Source organism: Coralloluteibacterium thermophilum (genome assembly GCF_042654365.1).
In the GTDB taxonomy this organism is placed as follows: Bacteria; Pseudomonadota; Gammaproteobacteria; order Xanthomonadales; family Xanthomonadaceae; genus Coralloluteibacterium; species Coralloluteibacterium thermophilum.
Map to the genome: position 1 here is coordinate 100,894 of NZ_JBHSGG010000002.1, position 20,601 is coordinate 121,494.

Annotated in this window: 15 protein-coding genes; 7 read left to right on the forward strand and 8 right to left on the reverse strand. The window is 72.7% G+C overall.

Annotation, left to right across the window (positions count from 1 at the left end):
- The first annotated feature begins 48 nt into the window (after nucleotides 1-48).
- A complete protein-coding gene (locus ACFO3Q_RS00910; RefSeq protein WP_377002666.1) occupies nucleotides 49-942 on the forward strand; it encodes a phosphoribosylaminoimidazolesuccinocarboxamide synthase in 894 nt (297 codons plus the stop codon).
- Here the strand turns inward: ACFO3Q_RS00910 and ACFO3Q_RS00915 are convergent.
- Complete coding sequence (locus tag ACFO3Q_RS00915) at nucleotides 923-2,686, reverse strand: S8 family serine peptidase (RefSeq protein ID WP_377002668.1); 1,764 nt, start codon at nucleotides 2,684-2,686, stop codon at nucleotides 923-925. The genes ACFO3Q_RS00910 and ACFO3Q_RS00915 overlap by 20 nt on opposite strands.
- A gap of 52 nt (nucleotides 2,687-2,738) precedes the next feature.
- Between ACFO3Q_RS00915 and ACFO3Q_RS00920 the strand changes: the two genes are divergently transcribed.
- Nucleotides 2,739-3,215, forward strand: a complete 477-nt coding sequence (locus ACFO3Q_RS00920; protein WP_377002669.1) for an Mpo1 family 2-hydroxy fatty acid dioxygenase — start codon at nucleotides 2,739-2,741, stop codon at nucleotides 3,213-3,215.
- Nucleotides 3,216-3,221: 6 nt separating this feature from the next.
- Here ACFO3Q_RS00920 and ACFO3Q_RS00925 read toward each other — a convergent pair whose 3' ends face one another.
- Nucleotides 3,222-3,707, reverse strand: coding sequence for a hypothetical protein (locus ACFO3Q_RS00925; protein ID WP_377002671.1), 486 nt, complete (start codon nucleotides 3,705-3,707; stop codon nucleotides 3,222-3,224).
- Nucleotides 3,708-3,831: 124 nt separating this feature from the next.
- Here ACFO3Q_RS00925 and ACFO3Q_RS00930 point away from each other — a divergent pair, with 124 nt between their 5' ends.
- Nucleotides 3,832-4,719, forward strand: a complete 888-nt coding sequence (locus ACFO3Q_RS00930; RefSeq protein WP_377002673.1) for a DMT family transporter — start codon at nucleotides 3,832-3,834, stop codon at nucleotides 4,717-4,719.
- A 53-nt stretch (nucleotides 4,720-4,772) separates the two neighbouring features.
- Here ACFO3Q_RS00930 and ACFO3Q_RS00935 read toward each other — a convergent pair whose 3' ends face one another.
- The 6 genes from ACFO3Q_RS00935 to ACFO3Q_RS00960 all read right to left on the reverse strand — a co-directional run bounded on the left by ACFO3Q_RS00935 (nucleotide 4,773) and on the right by ACFO3Q_RS00960 (nucleotide 15,180).
- Nucleotides 4,773-7,274: an efflux RND transporter permease subunit gene (locus tag ACFO3Q_RS00935; protein WP_377002675.1), complete on the reverse strand. Its 2,502-nt coding sequence runs from the start codon at nucleotides 7,272-7,274 to the stop codon at nucleotides 4,773-4,775.
- An 18-nt stretch (nucleotides 7,275-7,292) separates the two neighbouring features.
- A complete protein-coding gene (locus ACFO3Q_RS00940; RefSeq protein WP_377002677.1) occupies nucleotides 7,293-8,444 on the reverse strand; it encodes a WD40/YVTN/BNR-like repeat-containing protein in 1,152 nt (383 codons plus the stop codon).
- 82 nt (nucleotides 8,445-8,526) lie between these two features.
- Entirely contained in the window at nucleotides 8,527-9,897 is a 1,371-nt protein-coding gene (locus tag ACFO3Q_RS00945) for a DUF1329 domain-containing protein (RefSeq protein ID WP_377002679.1), read from the reverse strand.
- Nucleotides 9,898-9,928: 31 nt separating this feature from the next.
- Nucleotides 9,929-11,884: a DUF1302 domain-containing protein gene (locus ACFO3Q_RS00950; protein ID WP_377002680.1), complete on the reverse strand. Its 1,956-nt coding sequence runs from the start codon at nucleotides 11,882-11,884 to the stop codon at nucleotides 9,929-9,931.
- Between the two features lie 25 nt (nucleotides 11,885-11,909).
- Nucleotides 11,910-14,138 carry a hypothetical protein gene (locus tag ACFO3Q_RS00955; protein ID WP_377002682.1) on the reverse strand — a complete coding sequence of 743 codons (2,229 nt, stop codon included), beginning with the start codon at nucleotides 14,136-14,138 and terminating at the stop codon, nucleotides 11,910-11,912.
- 145 nt (nucleotides 14,139-14,283) lie between these two features.
- Nucleotides 14,284-15,180, reverse strand: a complete 897-nt coding sequence (locus ACFO3Q_RS00960) for an SDR family oxidoreductase (RefSeq protein ID WP_377002683.1) — start codon at nucleotides 15,178-15,180, stop codon at nucleotides 14,284-14,286.
- A gap of 198 nt (nucleotides 15,181-15,378) precedes the next feature.
- Between ACFO3Q_RS00960 and ACFO3Q_RS00965 the strand changes: the two genes are divergently transcribed.
- The 4 genes from ACFO3Q_RS00965 to ACFO3Q_RS00980 are packed head-to-tail and all read left to right on the forward strand — an operon-like array spanning nucleotide 15,379 to nucleotide 20,583.
- Nucleotides 15,379-18,153 carry a monovalent cation/H+ antiporter subunit A gene (locus tag ACFO3Q_RS00965; RefSeq protein ID WP_377002684.1) on the forward strand — a complete coding sequence of 925 codons (2,775 nt, stop codon included), beginning with the start codon at nucleotides 15,379-15,381 and terminating at the stop codon, nucleotides 18,151-18,153.
- Entirely contained in the window at nucleotides 18,153-18,557 is a 405-nt protein-coding gene (locus ACFO3Q_RS00970) for a Na+/H+ antiporter subunit C (protein WP_377002686.1), read from the forward strand. Before ACFO3Q_RS00965 ends, ACFO3Q_RS00970 begins: the two co-directional genes overlap by 1 nt.
- Nucleotides 18,554-20,101, forward strand: a complete 1,548-nt coding sequence (locus ACFO3Q_RS00975) for a monovalent cation/H+ antiporter subunit D (RefSeq protein WP_377002688.1) — start codon at nucleotides 18,554-18,556, stop codon at nucleotides 20,099-20,101. The genes ACFO3Q_RS00970 and ACFO3Q_RS00975 overlap by 4 nt, the downstream gene beginning before the upstream one ends.
- Complete coding sequence (locus ACFO3Q_RS00980) at nucleotides 20,098-20,583, forward strand: Na+/H+ antiporter subunit E (RefSeq protein WP_377002689.1); 486 nt, start codon at nucleotides 20,098-20,100, stop codon at nucleotides 20,581-20,583. Before ACFO3Q_RS00975 ends, ACFO3Q_RS00980 begins: the two co-directional genes overlap by 4 nt.
- Nucleotides 20,584-20,601 lie beyond the last annotated feature (18 nt).

A 20,601-nucleotide genomic window follows, 5' to 3' on the forward strand; every position in this document is an offset into this window, starting at 1 on the left:
CAAGTGTACCGGCGCCGTACACTAGACGTTTCAACCAGGGGCGAGCCCGTGACCAGCGTCCTGCACACCTCCGACCTTCCCGGCCTCGAACTGCTCCACCGCGGCAAGGTCCGCGACGTCTACGCGCTCGACCGCGACCGCCTGCTGATGGTCGCGACCGACCGCATCTCCGCCTTCGACGTGGTGCTGCCCGACCCGATCCCGGGCAAGGGCGAGATCCTGTGCCGGATGTCGAACGTGTGGTTCGAGCAGACCCGCACGCTCATGCCCAACCATCTCACGGGCGAGGCCGTGGCCGACGTGCTCCCGGCCGGGGTGGACGCGGACGCCTACCTGCAACGCTCGGTGGTGACGCGGCGCCTGACCCCGCTGCCGGTCGAGGCCATCGCGCGCGGCTACCTGATCGGCTCGGGGTGGAAGGACTACCAGGCGACCGGCGTGGTCAGCGGCCATCGCCTGCCGCCGGGCCTGCGCCAGGCCGAGCGCCTGCTCGAACCGCTGTTCACGCCCTCCACCAAGGCCGCGCCCGGCGCGCACGACGAGGCCATCGACTTCGACGCGGTGGTGGCGCTGATCGGCGGCGAGCTGGCCGAGCGGGTCCGCGACGCCACCCTGCGCATCTACCGCCACGCGGCGCAGTACGCCGCCGAGCGCGGCATCATCATCGCCGACACCAAGCTCGAGTTCGGCACCGACGCCGACGGTACGCTCTACGTCATGGACGAGATGCTGACGCCCGATTCCTCGCGCTTCTGGCCGGCCGACGCGTACCGGGTCGGCACCAACCCGCCGAGCTACGACAAGCAGTACGTGCGCGACTACCTGGAGACGCTGGACTGGGACAAGTCCGCCCCTGGCCCGCGGCTGCCCCCCGAGATCATCGAGAACACGCGCGCCAAGTACGCCGAGGCGCTCCACCGCCTCACCGGTCTGCGCGCCTGAGCGCCGGCGCGCGCCCGCCCTCCCGCGCCTCCAGCGCCAGACGCAGCGCCCCGCGCATGTCGAGCCGCGCGCTGCGGCCGACGTCGGGATCGTCGCGCCTGCCCCCGCGCTCGTGGGGCCGCAGCGGCGCGGTCAGCGCCTCCGCCTCGTCGGCGTCGGCGTCGAGGTCCTCGCCGATGGGCAGGGCGCTGCGCCGGAGCAGGTCGCGCAGTGCCGCCGGCGCGAGCTCCGGCGCGATGCTGCGCATGGCGGCGACCGTGGCCGTCGCCAGCGCCGTGGCGTAGGACGTGCCGCAGCGGCGCGCGCCGGCCTCGCCCGGGGCCGCGGCCGGCGCCCGCACGCAGGCGGCCGCGGTGATGTCAACCCGCGTGTCCAGGTTCGAGGAGGCGCGGCGGGTGGCGAAGTCGGGGTCGGCCACCCGGCCGGCCTCGTCGCTGCGCTCGTGCCCGCCCACGACCAGCAGCTGCGGGCTGCGCAGGGCCGAGGGCAGGCGGTGGTCGCTGTCGCCGGAGAAGGTGCCGGCATTGCCCGCGGAGTTCACCACCAGCACGTCCGGGTGGGCCTCGGCCAGCCAGTCGAAGAAGGCGCGCAGCAGCGCCTCGTAGCCGGCGAAGGCCTCGGGGCTGCGCAGTGCCGAATCCACCCTGCCGCCCTCGACGCGGCGGGCGCCGACGCGATGCACGCCCCAGCTCCAGTTGATGAGCCGCGCGCCGTCCTCGACCATCCGCACCGTCGTCGCCACGTTCTCCAGCAGGCCGGCGTCGCTGCCGCGGTCGACGATGAGTTCCATGCCGCCGTGGTGGCCGTCCAGCGCGCGCAGGAAGCCCGTCGCGCCGCCGGCGGCGCCCGCGGCGGCGAAGATCCCCGCGACGGTGCTGCCGTGTCCGTCGGCCTCGTCGGCCGCACGCGCGTACAGGCGCAGGCGCTGCGGGTCGTCCTGCGCCGCGAGGCCGGCGAAGTCCGGGCTCTCCCAGTACACCGCGCGCTCGACCACTCCGATGCGCACCGGCGCCGGGGCGACGCGCGCGCCGCCCGTACCCGGCACCCGGCGCCGGTAGGTCTCCACCGCCTGCATGAAGCGGTTGGCGGCGAGGTCAGGGTCGGGCGCACCCGCGTCCCCGGCCTCGCCCTCCAGGCCGTCCTCGGGCGAGGACTCCTCCACCATCACCGCACGCACGCCGGGCGCCGCGCGCAGACGCTGGAGCAGGGCCTCGCGCGCCTCCAGGTCGCGCGCCGGCAGGCGCAGTTGCCAGACGCGCAGGGGCGGGATCGCGCCGACCAGCTCGGCGCCCACGTGCGCCGCCAGGTCGCGCGCGGCATCCTCGCCGCCCTCGGTCAGGACCGCGACCAGGTCGCGGTAGGTGGTGATGCCGAAGGCATTCTCCTCGACCTCGTCCGGCCCCGCCGCGAGCGTGGCGCTGGCCCGCATGGACAGCCACACCGGGTTGCTGCGGCGGTCGCCACTGCGTGCGTGCAGGGGGCCGCTGCCGTGCAGGGCCGGGTCCAGGCGCAGCCGCAGCGTGCCGTCCTCCACCGTGTGCGGAACGACCCGCCCGTCGAGCAGCAGGCGCACCCGCTCCGGGGCGGCGCCGTCCACGCGCAGGCAGACCTCGCGCTCCCGCGCCAGCAGGTCGCCGCAGCGCTGCAGCGCGACGATGCGCAGCGGCGCGCCCTCGCCGCCGGATGCGGGCGCGGGGAGGAGCAGCGCGAGCACGGTCGCGGCGAGCAGGTGTCCGGTCCGCATGACGCGGCATTGCAGCATGGCGCAGCGTGACGGCGGCGCTAGCATGGCCCCCATGGACACCAACGCGCGGCGCATCGACCACTACCTCGGGCACTACGGCGAGGACCACCGTCACCCGGTCAACCAGCGCATCCACCTGTGGTGCGTGCCGGCCATCGTATGGTCGGTGATCGCCCTGCTGTGGGCGATCCCGGTGCCCGTCGCACTGGGCATGCCGGGGCTGTGGGCGGTGCTGGCGATGGTGGCCGCCCTGCTCTACTACTGGACCCTGTCGCGCCGGCTCGGCAGCGGTGCCTTCCTGCTGTTCGTGCTGATGGGCGTGGTCTGCGAGCTGCTGTACGACGCCGTGGGCGCGGCCGGGCTGGCCTGGACCGCGCTGGCGGTCTTCGTGGTGGCATGGATCGGCCAGTTCGTCGGCCACCGCATCGAAGGGCGGCGGCCGAGCTTCTTCACCGACCTCACCTACCTGCTGATCGGCCCGCTGTGGACGCTGAGCAAGCTGTACCGCCGGCTCGGCTGGACCTGGTGAGCCGGCTCAGGGACCGGTCGTGCCCGCGAGGCCGGCGACCAGGGCGGCGACGAAGGCCAGCACGAAGCCGATCACGAACAGCATGACCATGTAGAGGAAGGCCGCCAGCAGTGTGGTGCCCACGCCCAGCGCGCTGCCGTCGGGGCGGCGCACCAGCAGGCGCGTCATCAGCGCGATCATCGCGAAGCCGACCACGGTCGCGATGAGGTTGTAGGTCCAGCCGACGGTCGCCGCGGCCTCCGCCCCGCCGACGGCGCCGCCGAGCCCGAGGCCCAGGGCGACGACGACGTTGATCACCGTGCCGAGCAGCGCCGCCAGGAACACCGCCAGCACGGTGCGCCCGTAGGGCGGCGAGAAGCGCGCCGCGAAGCGGACCGCGAGCTTGAGCAGCAGCCCGCCGACCAGCAGGAAGAGCAGCAGCGCGAGCAGCGCGATGCCGACCACCGCCGCGCTCGCGCCGGCGCCCATCGAAGCCAATGCCGTGCCGTCCATCGTCCCCGGGTTCCCGTGAGAGGCGCCGCTGCGCCGGAAGCCGGATCGTGGCGCGGATCGACGCGGATCACAACGGCGGGCGCAGGACGCACGTAGACTCGCGCCCTTTGCCGCCGTACCCGCCATGCCCCCGCGCGACGTCGCCCTGATCCTCCTGGTCTGCCTGGCCTGGGGCGGGAACTTCCTGACCTCGGCCTACGCGCTGCGCGAGATCCCGCCGTTCCTGTTCACCGCCCTGCGCCTGGCCCTGCTGAGCGTGGTCCTGCTGCCCTTCCTGCGCCGCCCGGAACCCGGGCAGTGGCCGCGGCTGGTCGCGGTGTGCCTGTGCAACGGCGTGCTGCACTTCGGGCTCAGCTTCTGGGCGCTGCGGATGGCCGGGAACCTGGCGTCGCCCGCCATCGTCATGCAGAGCTACGTGCCGATGGCGGCGCTGCTGGCCTGGGTGGTGCTGGGCGAGCGCTTCGCCTGGCGCACCGGGCTCGCCATCGCGGTCAGCTTCGCCGGGGTGCTGGTGCTGGGCTTCGACCCGCTGGTCCTGGCGGCGCCGTGGTCGCTGGTGCTGATGCTGGTCTCGGCCTTCTTCCTCGCCCTGGGCACGGTGCTGATGCGCCCGCTGCGCGGCCTGTCGGCCTTCTCGATGCAGGCGTGGACGGCCGTCGTCGGCGTCGCCCCGCTGCTGGCGGCGAGCCTGCTGCTGGAACCGGGCGCCTTCGCTGCCGCGGCCGGCGCCGGGACGCTGGCCTGGGGCGGCGTGCTGTACTCGGCCGTGATCGCCTCCCTGCTCGGCCACGGGCTGTACTACCTGCTGGTGCAGCGCCACCCCATCGCGCAGCTGACGCCCTGGCTGCTGCTGACGCCGGTGGTCGCGGTGGGGCTGGGCATCGCCTTCTGGGGCGACCGCCCCGGCATCCGCCTGTACGTCGGCGGGGCGATGGTCCTGGGCGGCGTGCTGCTCATCGCCCTGCGCGCGATGGCGAAGGCGCGCGCGGTGCCGCCGGCCCGCGAGATATAGAGCGCGTCGTGCGTTTCGAGACGGGATGCCTCGAAGCGCACGACACGCTCCGGTCAGGTGGCCGCCGGCGGCCTCCAGTCGTCGCGCTCGCGCGGACGCAGCAGCCAGCGGCACAGCGCCGGCAGGAACACGATGGCCGCGACCATGTTGACCACGAACATGAAGGTCAGCATCAGTCCCATGTCGGCCTGGAACTTGAGGTCGGAGAAGATCCACATAGCGACGCCGACCGCGAGCGTCAGCGCGGTGTAGAAGATCGCGATGCCGGTGGTCTTGAGCGCGATGAAGTAGCTCTCCCCCACCGAGCGGCCGAGCTTCAGGTTCTCGTTCATGCGCGCGAAGATGTAGATCGCGTAGTCCACGCCGATGCCGACGCCGAGCGCGACCACGGTGAGCGTGTTGATCTTCATGCCGATGTCCAGCGCCACCATCAGCGCGTGGCCGAGTTCGGTCACCAGCACCAGCGGCAGCACGATGCACAGCGCCGCCCGCGGGCTGCGGAAGCTGACCAGGCACATGGTGAACACGGCCGCGTAGAGCAGGTAGAGGATGCGCTTCTCCACCCGGCGGACGGTGTCGTTGATGGCCGCGGCCACGCCGATGTTGCCGGTGCCCAGGCGCAGGTTGACGCGGTCGTCGGCGAAGTCCTCGCCGCGCTCGGCGGCCGCGCGCGCGGCCTCGGCCAGCTCCTCGCGCAGGTTGGCGTCGGCGCCGGCCCAGGCGCCGTTGTCCTCGCGGAACTGCTTCACCGTGGCGACCACGCGGTCGATGGTCTCGGCGCGGTGGTCGGTGAGGAAGGCCGAGACCGGGATGGCCGAGCAGTCGGCGTTGAGCAGGCCGGAATCGGTCTCGAACTGCTGGGTCGCCACGCGCAGGCTGTCGGGATCGCGCGGCAGCACGCGCCAGCGGATCGAGCCGTCGTTCCAGCCGGCGTTCACCACCTTGGCCGCCATCGGCAGGGTGATGACCTGCTGCACGCCCTCGACGTTGGCGAGATGCCAGGCGAAGCGGTCGATGGTCTCCATCGCCGGATGGCTCAGCGTACAGGCGTCCGGCCGTGCCTCGGCGATGACGTTGAGGATGTCCACGCCCAGCGCGAAGCGCTCGGTGATGAGCCGGGCGTCCTGGTTGTAGCGTGCCTCCGGGCGCAGCTCGGCGACGCCTTCCTGGGCGTCGCCGATCATCACCTTCTTGCCGTGCCAGAACGCCAGGCCCCAGGCGACGACGCCGACGGCGATGACCACCGCCGCCGCGCGCGGGCGCGACAGCCGCGCGAGCAGCGCCCAGATGCGGTCGAAGCGCGTGAGCTGGCGCAGGCGGTACTCGCGCTTGCGCTCCATGTTGCGCAGCCGCGTGTAGGACAGCAGCACCGGCAGCAGCACGAGGTTGGTGAGGATGGTGAGCGCCACGCCCACCGTCGCGGTGATGGCGAGCTCGAAGATGATGCGGATGGGGATCAGCAGGATCGCACCGAAGCCGATGCAGCCGGCCAGGAGCGCCACCGCGCCGGGCACCAGCAGCATGCGGAAGGCCAGCCGCGCGGCCTCCGGCGCGGGCACGCCCTGGCGCGCGCGGAGTTCGTCCGGGCTGCCGTCCTCCAGGCCGCCGAAGAAGATCTCGCCGCGGAAGCGGTTGATCATCTGCTCCCCGTGGCTCACCGCGATAGCGAACACCAGGAACGGCGTCAGCATGTTCATCGGGTCGACGCCGAAGCCCATCAGCCGCAGCGCGCCGAGCATCCAGACCACCGCGACCAGGGCCGCCGCCACGGTCAGCGTCGCGAGCTTCACCGAGGTCGAGTACAGGAACAGCAGCACCCAGGTGAAGGCGATGGTCAGGCCGAAGAACCAGATCACCGAGCGCGCGCCGTCGGCGATGTCGCCCACCATCTTGGCGAAGCCGATGATGTGGACGGTGTGGCCGTCGCGCTCGTACTTCGCGCGGATCGCCTCGAACTCGGCGGCGACGGCCTGGTAGTCGAGCGGCGTGCCGGAGTCCTCGGGAATGAGATCGGCCCAGATCATCGCGCCCGACCAGTCGCGCGCCACAAGCCGGCCGAGGATGCCGGCCTTGACGATGTTGCCGCGCACCGTCGCGAAGTCGGCCTCGTCCGCGCCCTTGGCAGAGAAGGTGTCGGGGATGACGTTGCCGCCCGCGAAGCCGTCCTCCACCACCTCGGTGAAGCGCACGTTCGGCGTGTACAGCGAGCGCACGCGCGCGTCGTCGACCGCCTCGATGGCCATGACGTCGGCGGTCATGCCTTCCAGCGCGGCGAAGAACGCCGGCGTGAACATGTCGCCGTCCTCCGCGACCACCGCCACCAGCACGCGGTTGGCGCCGCCGAACTCCGCCTCGTAGTCGAGGAAGGTGCGCATGTACTCGTGGCCGAGCGGGATCTGCTTCTTGAAGCCCGCGTCGACGCGCAGCTGCGCGGCCATCGCGAGCATCAGCACGGTCACCGCGGCGAACAGGACGAGGATCAGCGGCCGGTTGCCGAAGACGATGCGCTCGGCGATGCGGTGGAAGGCGCCGGGCCGGACCGGGGTGGAATGCATGGGCGGGCGACTCCTGGATCAGCGCGCGGCGGCGGGGACGAAGGCGGCGGCGCCGTGCTCGCCGAACAGCAGCAGTGCGCCCTCCGCGGCCGGCAGCACCGCCGCCAGCGTCGGCGTCTCGCCCGCGTCGGTCACGAAGGTGTGGACGCGGAACGGCGCGTCGGCGGCCGCGCGGACGGCGACCGTGCCCTGGGCGCCGACCAGCACCGCGCCGCCGCCGGGCAGGGCGGCGCCGCCCATGAGGCTGGCGCCGGCGCCGGTGGCGACCTCGCGCCAGGTGTCGCCCAGGTCGTGCGATTCGAACGCGCGCCCGCGCATGCCGAAGGCGAGGATGTGGTCGCCCTCCCAGGCCAGCACGCCGAACATGGAGCCGCCGTAGGGCAGCGCGAGCCGCTCCCAGCTCGCGCCGTCGTCGCGCGAGCGGAGCACGCTGCCGCGCTCGCCGACCATCACCAGCGCGCCGTCGCCGGTGCGCACGACGGCGTTGAGATGGGGATCGGCATCGTCCTCGAGCAGCAGGTCGTCGCCGTCGAGCAGCCAGCTGTCGTCCACGCCGTCCGCGTCCACGACCGGATCCGCCGCCGGATCCGCGGCGACCGGCGGCGCGATGTCCTCGCGGATCGCGGCGGGCGCCTCGATCCAGGTGGCGCCGCCGTCCCCGGTGACCAGACGCAGCGAGTACGCGCCGACCGCCACGCCGCGCTGCGCGTCGTCGAAGTGCAGGTCGAGCAGGGGAATGCCCTCCGCCGGGTCGGCCTGGTCCGGCGACCACGGCGCGACGCGCTGCGCAGTCCAGGTCCGGCCGCCGTCGGCGGAATGCAGGATCACGCCGTCGTGGCCCGCCGCCCACCACTGCCCGCCTGCCGCGGTCACGCTGGTGAGGGTGCTGCGCGTGGGCACGCGCTCGGCCTGGGTCCAGGTGGTGCCGTCGGTGGAGCGCAGCACGTGGCCGCGCTCGCCGACGGCGACGACCACGCCCTCGGCGCCATGGGCGTCGAGCAGCAGGCTGCGTCCGACGCGCGGCATGCGTTCGGCATCGAGGTACGCCGGATCCTGCACCGGGGCCGGCGCGGCCTCCTGGGCGGTGGCGGGAAGCGTCGCCAGCAGGGCCGCGGCCAGGGCCGCGCGCCTGCGGCGGGCAGGCGGAGTCGTCGGGCGTATGCGCGCCATCGGCAGGTCGTTCCGGGTTGGGACGGGGCGGACGCGGGCGGTGCGGAGCGTCGCCCCGCGCCGCCCGCTCACCGCCCCCCGTTCATCGCACGCCGGCGGAACGCAGGTTCTGCGGCGAGTAGTTGGCCGGCGTCGACTGGTACCTGAAGTCGCGCGGCTTGTCGTCGTTGTCGAGCAGGATGCTGATGTAGCGGCCCGACTTGAGGTCGTGGTGCGTCTCCAGCGCGGTCCAGAACAGCGGGACCTCGTAGTAGTTGATCGGCGCCGCCTCGGAGTAGCGCCACAGCCCGCCCTGGCCGTCGTAGTGGTCGATCATCACGATCTGCCAGCTGTCCTCGTCCAGGTAGAACGTGCGGCGGCTGTTGATGTGGCGGGCGCCGGGCTTGAGCCGGGCCTCGACCACCCACACGCGATGCAGCTCGTAGCGGAGGCGTTCCGGGTTGAGGTGCCCCGGCCGGATCAGGTCGGACACGCTGGTGCCGTCGGACTTGGTCCGGTACGAGTTGTACGGGATGTACATCTCGCGCTTGCCCACCAGCTCCCAGTCGAACCGGTCCATGGCGCCGTTGAACATGTCGGTCATGTCCGTGGTGCGCAGGTTGTCGGCGGCGGTGCCGGGGTTGTCGTAGGCGATGTTGGGCGCGCGCCGCACGCGGCGCTGCCCGGGGTTGTAGACCCACGCCTGGCGCGGCGCGGCGGCGGCGTCCAGGGTCTCGTGCACCAGCAGCACCTGGCCGGCGAGGCGCGCCGGGGACAGGACCTCCTGCTTGAAGTACAGCAGCGAGTTGTTGATGGTCTCGCTGGTGTTGCCCTCGCGGTAGTACAGGCCGAGCACCTCCTCGCGCAGGCGCACCAGGTTGTAGGCGCCGCCGGCGGTGACCGGCGCCTGGTTCGAGTAGCTCAGCACCGAGGGGCTCTTGTACTTGAGCTTGTGGTTCCAGATCACCTCGTAGGCGTCGTTGGGGATCGGGAACGGGATGCCCTCGGCGCAGTTCTCCACACCCTCGCCGTCGGCGACCAGCCGGCACTCGGTGGCGTTGCGGCGGGTGTACTCGTAGATGCGCTCGGGGAAGGAGGCGCTGCGCCGGGTCGGGTAGATGTCCATGAAGAACGTGTCGTACTTCTCGAACATCGCCTGCTGCCCGGCCGACAGCCTGTCCGCGTGCTCGCGGTAGTTCGAGCGGTCGATGCGCAGGCGCGGCGTGTCGGACGCGAACGGATCGACGTGGAACTGGCCTTCCACGTAGCCGGCCGGCGGACGGGTGATGCCGCCCTCCCAGGCGGGAATGGTGCCGTCGGCGTTGCCGGCCATCTCGGCGCCCAGCGGCGTCAGGCTGCGGCCGAGTTCGGCCGCCTTCTCCGGGGTGGTCGCGGCGAAGCCGGGCGTCGCGACGGCCGCGGCCAGGATGCAGGCGCCGAGGAGGCGACGCGGTGCGGTGAGGGGGTTGGTCATGGTCCCTGATCCCTTGGACGTTGGTGTGCGGCTAGAACGAGTAGCGGACGCTCGCCGAGGCGAAGTCGCGATCGTGGATCTGGTTGTAGGGCTTGCCGCCGCTGAAGCCGGTGTAGCTCAGGTCGAAGGCCCAGCGGTTGAGGTAGGTCGCCTCCACGCCCAGCGTGTAGGACTTGCGGCCCTCGAGGAAATTGCCGCCCGGCCCCGGCGTGGTGCCGTTGACGTCGTGGTTGAAGGCGATGCGCGGCGCGACGTTGAGGGCGGTGCCGAGGAAGGCGTTGTAGTCGAAGCGCGCGGCGAGCCGGTAGCCCCACGAGAACGCGGTGGGGAACCCGCCCGCGGTGCGCACCGGGTTGCGCCAGCAGCCGTCGTAGGTGTCGCAGCCGCCGCCGGTGTCGGTGCCCTCGCCCTCGTAGCGCAGCACGCTGGGGTCGGGCAGGTTCCACACCTTGGTGGCGCCCAGTTCCGCGACCAGCGCGATCTGGTCCGCGCCGAAGGCCTGCCCGACCACTTTGGTGAAGGTGGACTGCAGCTGCGAGACCCTGTTGCGCGTGTAGCCGCGGATGTACTCGCCCGGGCCGTACTCGCCGAGCTGGCTGTGGAAGCGCAGCTGCGGCACCGGCAGCAGGGGGTTGAGCGGGGTCAGGCCGGCGAACAGCAGCTCGACGTCGTCCACCTGCAGCGGCATGTTGGGCCGATAGCTCAGCTCGCCCTGCCAGGCCACGCCGCCGGGCAGCGTGCTGTTCCAGCTCGCGCCGAACAGGTCGATGTTCTCCGGGTACTCCAGGAAGTAGCTGCCGCCCGGCACGGGCATGCCGCCGCCCGGGGCGCCGGTCACCGAGATGCCCGAGATCACCGGCATGCGGCTGTGGTAGCTCAGGTAGTAGAAGCCGAACTCGGTGTCGCGCAGCCCCGGCGCGAACCAGCGCAGCGCGGCGCCGTACTGGCCGTTGTCGCGCGCGTTGTTGTTGGGGCTGCGCTGGAAGGACGCCGAGCAGCCGGCGCCGATCAGCGCCGCGGCGGTGGCCGCGCCGTAGGTGGCGGCGAGGCCGTCGAACAGGTCGCTGGAGGCATAGCCGGCAGGCCCGCGGGTACAGGCGTCGTAGTACAGGTCCGGGTTCGACACCGGCTGCAGCACGGTGCCGAAGTTCAGCATCACGTAGCGGCCGCCGGGCGCGGCGAAGTCGTTGGCGCTGAAGTAGGTGCCCGCCGCGTCGATCTCGATCTCCTCGAACTCGAACAGGTACAGGGCCTCCAGCGCGACGTTGTCGCTGAGCTGGAAGCTCGTCCACAGCGCATCGACCGGGAGGAAGGCCTCGCGCAGCTCGGCACCGGCCACCCGCAGCGCCGAGAGGTCCACCGGGTTGATCGCGTTGATGCCGTTCTGGATGAAGGTGCTCTCGCCCCAGCTGATGACCTGGCGGCCCAGGCGCACCGAGGCGGTGCGGTCGCCGTCGGCACCGAGCGCGAAGTCGCGGTAGACGAAGGCGTCGAGCAGGCGGAAGCGTTCGCCGATGAGGTTGCGCGCGTCGCGCGACAGGTCGTCGCGGTCGGCGTTCTCGAAGTCGTAGAAGTAGGTCGCGCGGGTGAAGGCGCCCCAGTCGCGCCAGTTCAGCGCCAGCTCGCTGGTGATCTTGACCGCGTTCGAGATCAGGTCGTGCTTGTCGTACTTGAGGTTGCCGTCGTCGCGGTTGCCGGAGAAGCGGCCGCGCGCGGCCGCCTGCAGGTTGGCGGCGTCGATGTAGCGGCCCTGCGCCTGCAGCGCGCTGATCTGCGCGGACAGCGTCGGGTCGAACTGCGCCTTCGAGATGAGGTCGTCGGCGCGCTCCTGCATGCGCCACGAGGCGCCGTAGGAGATGGTCGTGTCGAAGCTGCCGGTGAGTTCGCCGCGGCTGAAGTCGATGGCCTGCGCCGTCGGTGCGGCGAGCAGGGCCGCCGCGACCGCGAGGGTGAGCGGCGCGCGTGCGCCGCGGTGATGCCTTTTCATGTGGAGCGCTCCCCTGTTCGCTGCGTCAGTTGCCGCGGACGACCGCGTTGTTCTGGACCCGCACCGTGGTGCCGCCGGTCCCCACGAACGTGGCCGCCTGCTGCTGCATCTCGGTCATCACGTCGAGGTAGGTCTGGTCGGCGCCGGCCACCCGCGAGCTGTCCGGGCTCAGCAGCGAGCCGTGCTCGCCGCGCACGAAGCGGACCACGCCGCGCACGCCCTCGGGGCGCTGGGTCGTGGCGGTGATGGACGCCAGGCCGAGCGCGCGGACCAGCGGCTCGGTGCCCGAGAGCGGCGCGCCGGCGACGCTGTTCGGGATCACCTGGTCCGGCAGCTCGCCGGCGCCGTCGCCCACGACCTCGTGCAGGAGGATGGCGTTCTGCGCGGCGAGCGCGGCCGGGACGTTGATCGGGTCGGCCGCGTCCAGCACGGTCTGCGCCGCGCCGAGGAAGGAGGCGAGGATGCCCGGGAAGGCGGGCGAGGTCTCGCTCACGCCCGCCGCCGCCGCGACGCCGGCGCGGATGCGCGGGCCGAAGGTCTCCGACCCGTTGAGCATCTGCGCCACCCCGCCGCCGGGCGCGGACAGCACGGCGCGGACGACGTCGGGCTCGTAGGCCACGAAGCCGGTGCCGACGATGCCGCCGAGGGACTGGCCGACGAAGCTCACGCGGCTGTCGTCGAAGGCCGGCGTGGCGCCGCCGTCGAGGCTCATGTTGGGCACCGAGGCGCGCAGCACGAACAGGTCGGCGATCGACTGCCGGAGGTTGTCGCGCGAGGTGAGCAGCGATCCGAGGTTGATGAAGTGCGCGCCGGAGCTGTCGACCACGCCGTCCGGGCCCGCCGCGCCGGTCGCGTTGTCGACGTAGTCCACGTCGAAGGTGCGCTCGCGCACGCCCGCCGCATGGAGCGCGGCCGTCAGCGGGTTGGTCGCGCTCACCCGGAAGGGCGCCAGCGACGCGTCCGCCGGGGTGATGCCGTGCAGCGGCTGGTCGATGGCGATCACCGCGTGCCCGGCCGCAGCCATGCTGGCCGACAGCGCGATGGCGTCGGTGCGGTTGCGGGTGATGCCGTGGGCGAAGATCGCCAGCGGCCAGCCCGCGGCGGGGCGCGTCTGCCCCGAGGCGGCGTTGGGAACCGTCACGATGACCGGCACCCGCACCGTGCCGTTCTGCACGGGGCGCGGGTTGAAGACGGTGAGGTGGGTGGACGGATTGGTCGGTCCGAAGCGCGAGGCGCAGGTGGCGACGGTCCCGCAGGGCGGCGCGCGCCAGAACCCGGAGAGCGGGCCGGTCGGGGTGGTGTTCTCCGCGCCCGGCGTGCCGGTCGGGGCGACCAGGTAGTAGGGCAGCTCGATGAAGCCGGCATGGATGTCGGCGATCGGCGGCAGGCCGACCGCGCCGCTGTTCTGCCCGGTGGGCGCCAGCACCACCGGCGCCGGTGCCACGTTGGCGCGCACCGTCTGCATGACCGGCGCGGTGCTCTGGGTGGTGACCGTCCACGACAGCACGATGCCGTCGCGGGCCACGCCCGCGCTGGCGGCGGCGGCTTCCTGTGCGTTCACCAGCTGGCGCAGGAGCTCGATCGTCGGGCAGTTCGAGGCCGGCACCAGCGGGTCGAGGCTGGTCGACCCGCTGCAGATCGGACTGGTGCGCTTGGCCAGGAAGTAGCTCTGGGCCGGGCTGGCCGCGTTGCCCTCACGGTCGCGCAGGCCGTCGGTCAGCACGTACAGGTAGGTGGTGGACGGCTTCAGCGGCTGCGTCGGCACCAGTGCCGCGGTGACGTAGCCCGCACCCGCGATGCCCTGCCCGACCGCCATCTCCTGCGCCGTCAGCTCGCGCACCACGCGCGTCACCGCGCGGTTGGCGGCGGGATTGGTCTCCACCTCGAACACGCGCACGCTGGACCCCAGCGCCACCGAGGAGAAGTCCGCGCTGGCCTGCAGCGCGAACGTGACCGGCGTGACGGTGCCGAACCCGTCGAGGGTGCCGACGGCCGCCGCCGGGTCGGCGAAGTTGTTCGGATCGGCGACCGGCGGGTTCAGGGTCCCGTCGGTGCTGCCCAGGAAGGCGAGGTCGGTCGCCGACGGGCCGGGCAGCGCACCGGCCTGCACGTCGCTCACCGAGAAGCTCGTGGTCGCCGGCGGCGGCGGCGGAGCGGTCCCGACGCCCCCGCCGCCTCCCCCGCCTCCGCAGGCCGACAGCGACAGTGCGAGCGTGCAGCCGACGGCCCAGGCCAGGCCAGTGCGCGTGATCATCGAGCCCCTCCCCAACGGGTGTTTGTCTTGTTGTGGCCGGGATCTTAATGACGGCTAAATCGGCGAAGCAATGCTGCGCCGCAGCGCTTGACATCAGCGCCGCTGCTGCTTTGCAGCAGTTCCCGGAGGGAGGAGGACGCCGGCGTCAGACGCCGGGGCGGAATGCGTCCGGGCCGGGCCGGAAGGGACGCGGCCGGATGCCGAGCCGGGTCCAGTCGTCCCCGCCGGCGAGAAGGTCGCGGCGACTGCGTCGGAGCGCGTTCGCCGCGGCGCGCGCGCGCGGCGGACCGAGGGCGAGGAGCCGCTCGACCGGCCGGGACAGGAGGTCGGGGACGCGCAGGATGCGCGCCTGCGGCGCAGCCGCCGCCAAGCTGCGTCGCAGCATTTCGTCGAGGCCGAGGGTCTCCCCGCCGGGCAGCCGGAGGACCTCGCCGGCCAGTTCCGGCAGCTCGACTGCGCGCAGGAGAGCCTGGGCGAGATCGTCCACGTGCACCGGCTGGCGCAACCCGCCGCTCCCCCGCGGCACCGGAAGGAGGCGGGTGCGCGCGCCCAGCCGCACCAGCGGCGACAGGCTGCGGTCGAGGCCGGCGCCCCAGATCAGGGTCGGCCGCAGCAGGGTCACCTGCCAGCCGCGCGCGGGCGCCGCGTCGAGCAGGGCGCGCTCCGCAGCCTGCAGGCGCGCCGCGAGCGCGCGCTCGGCGGGATCCTCGGCCTCGCGCTTGGTCTCGGCGCTCATCGAGGACAGCGCGGCCATGCGCAGGCCCGGCGGCAGCGGGCTGCGCAGCGCCCAGGCGACGAAGCCGTCCAGCGGCCCGGCGCTCACGATGGTGCCGGGACAGCCCCGCGCCGCGAGCGCATCGGCGAGCGCGCCGGTGTCGGCGAAGACGTCGCCCTGGAGGAAGTCCACCGCCGGATCGCCCCCCTGCGGTCGCCGGCTGACCGCCAGCACCGGCGCCGCCTGTCCGCGCAGGCGCGCGAGGACGCGGCCACCGACCGCACCGGTGGCGCCGAACACCAGCCAGCCGGGGGTCGTCTCGCGCATCCGACAAGCTTACCGGCTCCGCGACGATCGCGACCGACACCGGTTATATGCGCGCCGCTCGGCGCACGTTTGAGACCGCTTCCGAAGCAGCGTCTTCACGGAAACCCGCTAGAATCCCGCCACGGTTTCGCCGCACCCGCGCCGCATGCGCGGCCGCGGCGTCCTCCGCACCGCCCACCTTCCTGATCGAGGACCGCGATGCTCGAGGCATTGCTTGCGCTGCCCTTCGTGCTGGCAGCGTTGATCGCCTGCACCCCCGGCCTGTCGCGCCGGAACACGGCGCTCCTGGCCGCCGTCGCCCCGCTCGGCGGGCTGGCCCTGCTCGCCAGCCTGACACCGCGCGTGCTCGGCGGCGAGATCCTGCGCAGCACCCACGCCTGGATCCCGAGCGTCGGGCTGGACTTCGCCCTGCGCATCGACGGCTACGCGTGGATGTTCGGCGGCCTGGTGCTCGCCATCGGCGCGCTCATCGTGCTGTACGCGCACTACTACCTGAGCCCGCGCGACAGCGCCCGGCGCTTCTACGGCCTGCTGCTGCTGTTCATGGGCGCGATGCTGGGCCTGGCGATCTCCGGCAACCTCCTGCTGCTGGTGGTGTTCTGGGAGCTGACCAGCATCAGCTCGTTCCTGCTGATCGGCTTCTGGCAGCACCGCCAGGACGCCCGCCAGGGCGCACGCATGGCGCTGACCGTCACCGGCGGCGGCGGTCTCGCGCTGCTGGCCGGCGTGGTCGTGCTCGGCCGCATCGTCGGCAGCTACGACCTCGACACCGTGCTCGCCTCGGGCGAGCTGGTGCGTGCCCACGCGCTCTACCCGGCGGCGCTGGTCCTGATCCTGCTGGGCGCCTTCACCAAGTCGGCGCAGTTCCCGTTCCACTTCTGGCTGCCGCACGCGATGGCGGCCCCGACCCCGATCTCGGCCTACCTGCACTCCGCGGCGATGGTGAAGGCCGGCGTGTTCCTCATCGCACGCCTGCACCCGACCCTGGCCGGCAGCGAGCTGTTCTTCATCCTGGTGTGCTGCGCGGGCGCGGCGACCTTCCTGGTCGGCTCGTTCTTCGCGATCTGGCAGCACGACCTCAAGGGCCTGCTCGCCTATTCCACGATCTCGCACCTGGGCCTCATCACCCTGCTGTTCGGCCTGTCCACGCCCATGGCCGTGGTCGCGGGCCTGTTCCACATCCTCAACCACGCCACGTTCAAGGCCTCGCTGTTCATGGCCGCGGGCATCATCGACCACGAGACCGGCACCCGCGACCTTCGCCGGCTCGGCGGCCTGCGCAGGCTGATGCCCTGGACCTCGGCGCTGGCGGTCGTCGCGACCCTGGCGATGGCCGGCGTGCCCCTGCTCAACGGCTTCCTGTCGAAGGAGATGTTCTTCACCGAGGCCGCCGACCTGCCGGGCCCGGCCTGGGTGCGCAACGTGATGTCCGGCATCGCGGTGCTCGGCGGCCTGTTCAGCGTGGCCTACAGCCTGCGCTTCCTGCACGACGCCTTCCTCGGCACCGCGCCGCGCGACATCGAGATCACCGCGCACGAGCCGCCGCGCTTCATGCGCGTGCCGGTCGAGGTGCTGGTGGTGCTGTGCGTGGCGGTGGGCGTGCTGCCGGCCTACACCATCGCGCCGGTGCTGGCCGCCGGCGTCTCCGGCGTGCTCGGCGCGGCGGCGCCGGACTACTACCTGGCGATCTGGCACGGCTTCAACCTGCCGCTGGTGATGAGCATCGTCAGCCTGGTCGGCGGCTTCGCGCTCTACACCATGCTGCGCCGGCACACCGACGTCCACGCCGCGGAGAGCACCTCGCTGGTGCGCAGCGTGTACGACCGGATCATGGACGGGGTGTTCGCCTTGGCGGCCGGCACGACCCGCGTGCTGGAGAACGGCAGCCTGCAGCGCTACATGCGCCTGCTGGCGGTGGCCACCCTCGTGATGGCGGTGGCGCCCTTCGTCCAGGGCTACACGCTCGGCGACATCGCGCGCGTGCAGGCGCTGCCCTGGCTCGGCGTGCTGCTGTGGGGCCTGATCGTGGCGACCGCGATCGGCACGGTGCTGCTGCATCACCAGCGCCTCAAGGCGGTGATCGTGCTCGGCGCGGTCGGCCTCGGCGTGAGCCTGGCCTTCGTCATGCTCTCCGCGCCGGACCTGGCGCTGACCCAGCTGCTGGTCGAGATGGCCACCATCGCGCTGGTGCTGCTGGCGATGAACTACCTGCCGCAGACCACGCCGCGCGAACCGCTCGGCCGGCGCGTGCGCGACGCGGTGCTCGCCATCGCGGGCGGCCTCGGCGTCGCCGTGCTGGCCTACGCCACCCTGACGCGCGACCTCGACAGCGTGTCCGGCGAGATGCTCGCGCGCGCCCTGCCCGACGGCGGCGGCACCAACGTGGTCAACATCATCCTGGTGGACTTCCGCGGCTTCGACACGCTGGGCGAGATCACGGTCTTCGCCATCGCCGGCCTCCTGATCCACGCCCTGCTGCAGCGCATGGAGATCCTGCCCGAGCGCTGGGTGGACGGGCCACCGATGCGCATGGCCATCCCGACGGTGGTGGTGCAGCTCCTGCTGCCGGTGGCGCTCGCGGTCTCGGCCTACCTGTTCCTGCGCGGCCACAACCAGCCGGGCGGCGGCTTCATCGCCGGCCTCGTCCTGGTGGTGCCCATGCTGCTCATGTACCTGGTCAGCGGCGTGGGACGCGTGCACGAGCGCCTGGCGCCGAACTACCCGCGCATCATCGGCATCGGCCTGCTGCTGGCCGTGGCCACGGGCGTCGCGCCGATGCTGTTCGGCCTGCCCTTCCTCACCAGCGACCACTGGCATCCGCACCTGCCGGTGATCGGCGAAGTGCCGATCGCCAGCGTGCTCGGCTTCGACCTCGGCGTGTACCTCGTCGTCGGCGCCGCCAGCCTGCTGGCCCTGTCCTCGCTGGGCGCCATCCGGCGCCCCGCCTCGACCCCCACCAAGGAGTCCCGTTGATGGAACTGGCGTTCGCCTCCGCCGTGGGCGTGCTGTTCGCCGCCGGCATCTACCTGGTGCTGCGCGCGCGCACCTTCGAGCTCATCCTCGGCCTGACCCTGCTGTCCTACGGGGTCAACCTGCTGCTGTTCTCGATGGGCCGGCTGGTCGTCGGTGCGCCGCCGGTCCTGCTCGAAGGCGTCGCAGCGACCCGCGACAACCACGCCGACCCGCTGCCGCAGGCACTGGTGCTCACCGCCATCGTGATCGCCTTCGCGATGACGGCCGTGCTGCTGGTCGTCGCCCTGCGCAGCCGCGCCGACAACGCCAGCGACCACGTCGACGCGCAGGAGCGCGACGGCGCGGTGGCCGGCGAGCCGGCCGATCCGCGCGACATCCCGGTGCAGGCGGAGGTGCGTCGATGACGGCACACCTGCCGGTGTTCCCGGTCCTCGGTCCGCTGCTGCTGGCCGGCGTCCTCCTGCTCGTCGAACGCAGCGACATCCGCGTGCGGCGCTGGCTCGGCCTGGCCGGCTGCGTGGCCTGGATCGCGGTGGCCGCGGCCCTGGTCGCGGAAGCCGCGACCGGCAGCGTGAGCGTCTACCTCCTCGGCGACTGGCCGGCGCGGCTCGGCATCGCCCTGGCGGTGGACCGCCTGTCGGCGCTCATGGTGCTGACCACGGCCCTGCTGGCCCTGCCCTGCCTGCTCTACGCGGCGGACGGCTGGGACGCGCGCGCGCCCTATTTCCACGCCTTCTTCCAGCTGCAGCTCGCGGGCCTGTTCGGCGCCTTCCTGACCGCGGACCTGTTCAACCTGTTCGTGTTCTTCGAGCTGCTGCTGATCGCCTCCTACGGGATCATGCTCTCCGGCGGCCGCGGCACGCGGATGGCGGCCGGCATGCAGTACGTGGCGTTCAACGTCGGCGTGTCGGTGCTGTTCCTGATCGCCGTGGGCCTGCTCTACGGCCTCACCGGCACGCTCAACATGGCCGAGATGGCCGCGCGCGTCGCCGTGGCCGCGGAAGGCAACCTGGGCACCATCCGCGCCGCCGCGGGCGTGCTGCTGGTGGTGTTCTGCGCCAAGGCGGCCCTGCTTCCGCTCTACCTGTGGCTGCCCGACACCTACGCCCGCGCGCCGGCGGCCGCGGCCGCGCTGTTCGCGGTGATGACCAAGCTCGGCATCTACTGCGTGCTGCGGGTGTACACGGCGGTGTTCGGCGCCGAGCCGGTCGCCGACGTGGCCTGGCCGTGGGTGATGCCCCTGGCCATCGCGCTGCTGTTCCTGGCCGCGCTCGGCACCCTGGCCTCGCGCAGCCTGCGCCACATGGCCGCGCATCTCGTGCTGGTGTCGGCGGCGACGCTGTTCATCGCGTTCGCCCTGGTCACGCCGGCGTCGATCGCCGCCGGCCTGTACTACCTGGTGCACAGTGCACTGGCGGGCGGCGCGCTGTTCCTGCTCGCCGATGCGGTGCTCCGCCAGCGCCCGCGGCTGGGCGATGCACTGACCGCCGGCGAGGCGGTGCGGCAGCCCATGCTGCTGGGCGTCGGCTTCATCCTGATCGCGGTCGCGCTGGTCGGCCTGCCGCCGCTGCCTGGCTTCGTCGGCAAGCTCACCCTGCTCGCGGCGACCCCGGGCGCCGGCGGCCCGACCGGCTGGATCTTCGCCGCCGTGCTGATCTCCAGCCTCGCGGTCATGGTCGCGATGGCGCGCAGCGGCAGCCAGCTGTTCTGGAAGCGGGACGCGGCCGTCGAGGTCGCGGAGACCCCGGACGCGGCCGACGCCGCGCCCGCGCGCGGCGTCCACGTCGCCGCGGTGGCCCTGCTGGTCGCGATGAACCTTGCGCTCTCCGTCGCGGCCGAGCCGGTGCTGACCTACACCCGCGCGGCGGGCGAGCAGCTGCTCGCGCCGCAGCCCTATCTCGACGGCGTCCGCGGCGCCCTGCCGCAGCGCGAAGGAGGAGACGAATGAGCCGCCTGTTTCCCGCGCCCCTGCTCAGCGTCGCGGTCTTCCTGACCTGGCTTCTGCTGGCCAACTCCATCGCACCGGGACAGCTGCTGCTCGGCGCCGTGTTCGGCATCGCCCTGCCCTGGCTGGTGCGCGACCTGCGCGACGACCGCCCGCGCATGCGCCGCCCGGGCGTCGCGCTGCGGCTGGCGCTGCGGGTCGGCTGGGACATCCTGGTCGGCAGCGTCGACGTCGCGCGCCGCATCCTCGGCCGCGAGTCGGCGATCCGCCCGGAGTTCGTCTGGGTGCCGCTCGACATCCGCGACGTGCACGGCATCTCGGCCCTGGCCGGCATCATCACGCTGACCCCCGGCACGCTGTCGGCGGAGCTCAGCGAGGACCGCCGCCACCTGCTCGTGCACTGTTTCCACACCGACGACGCCCAGTCCATCGTGCGCACGATCAAGACGCGCTACGAGGCCCCGCTGATGGAGATCTTCCCGTGATCGGCATCGCCCTCATCG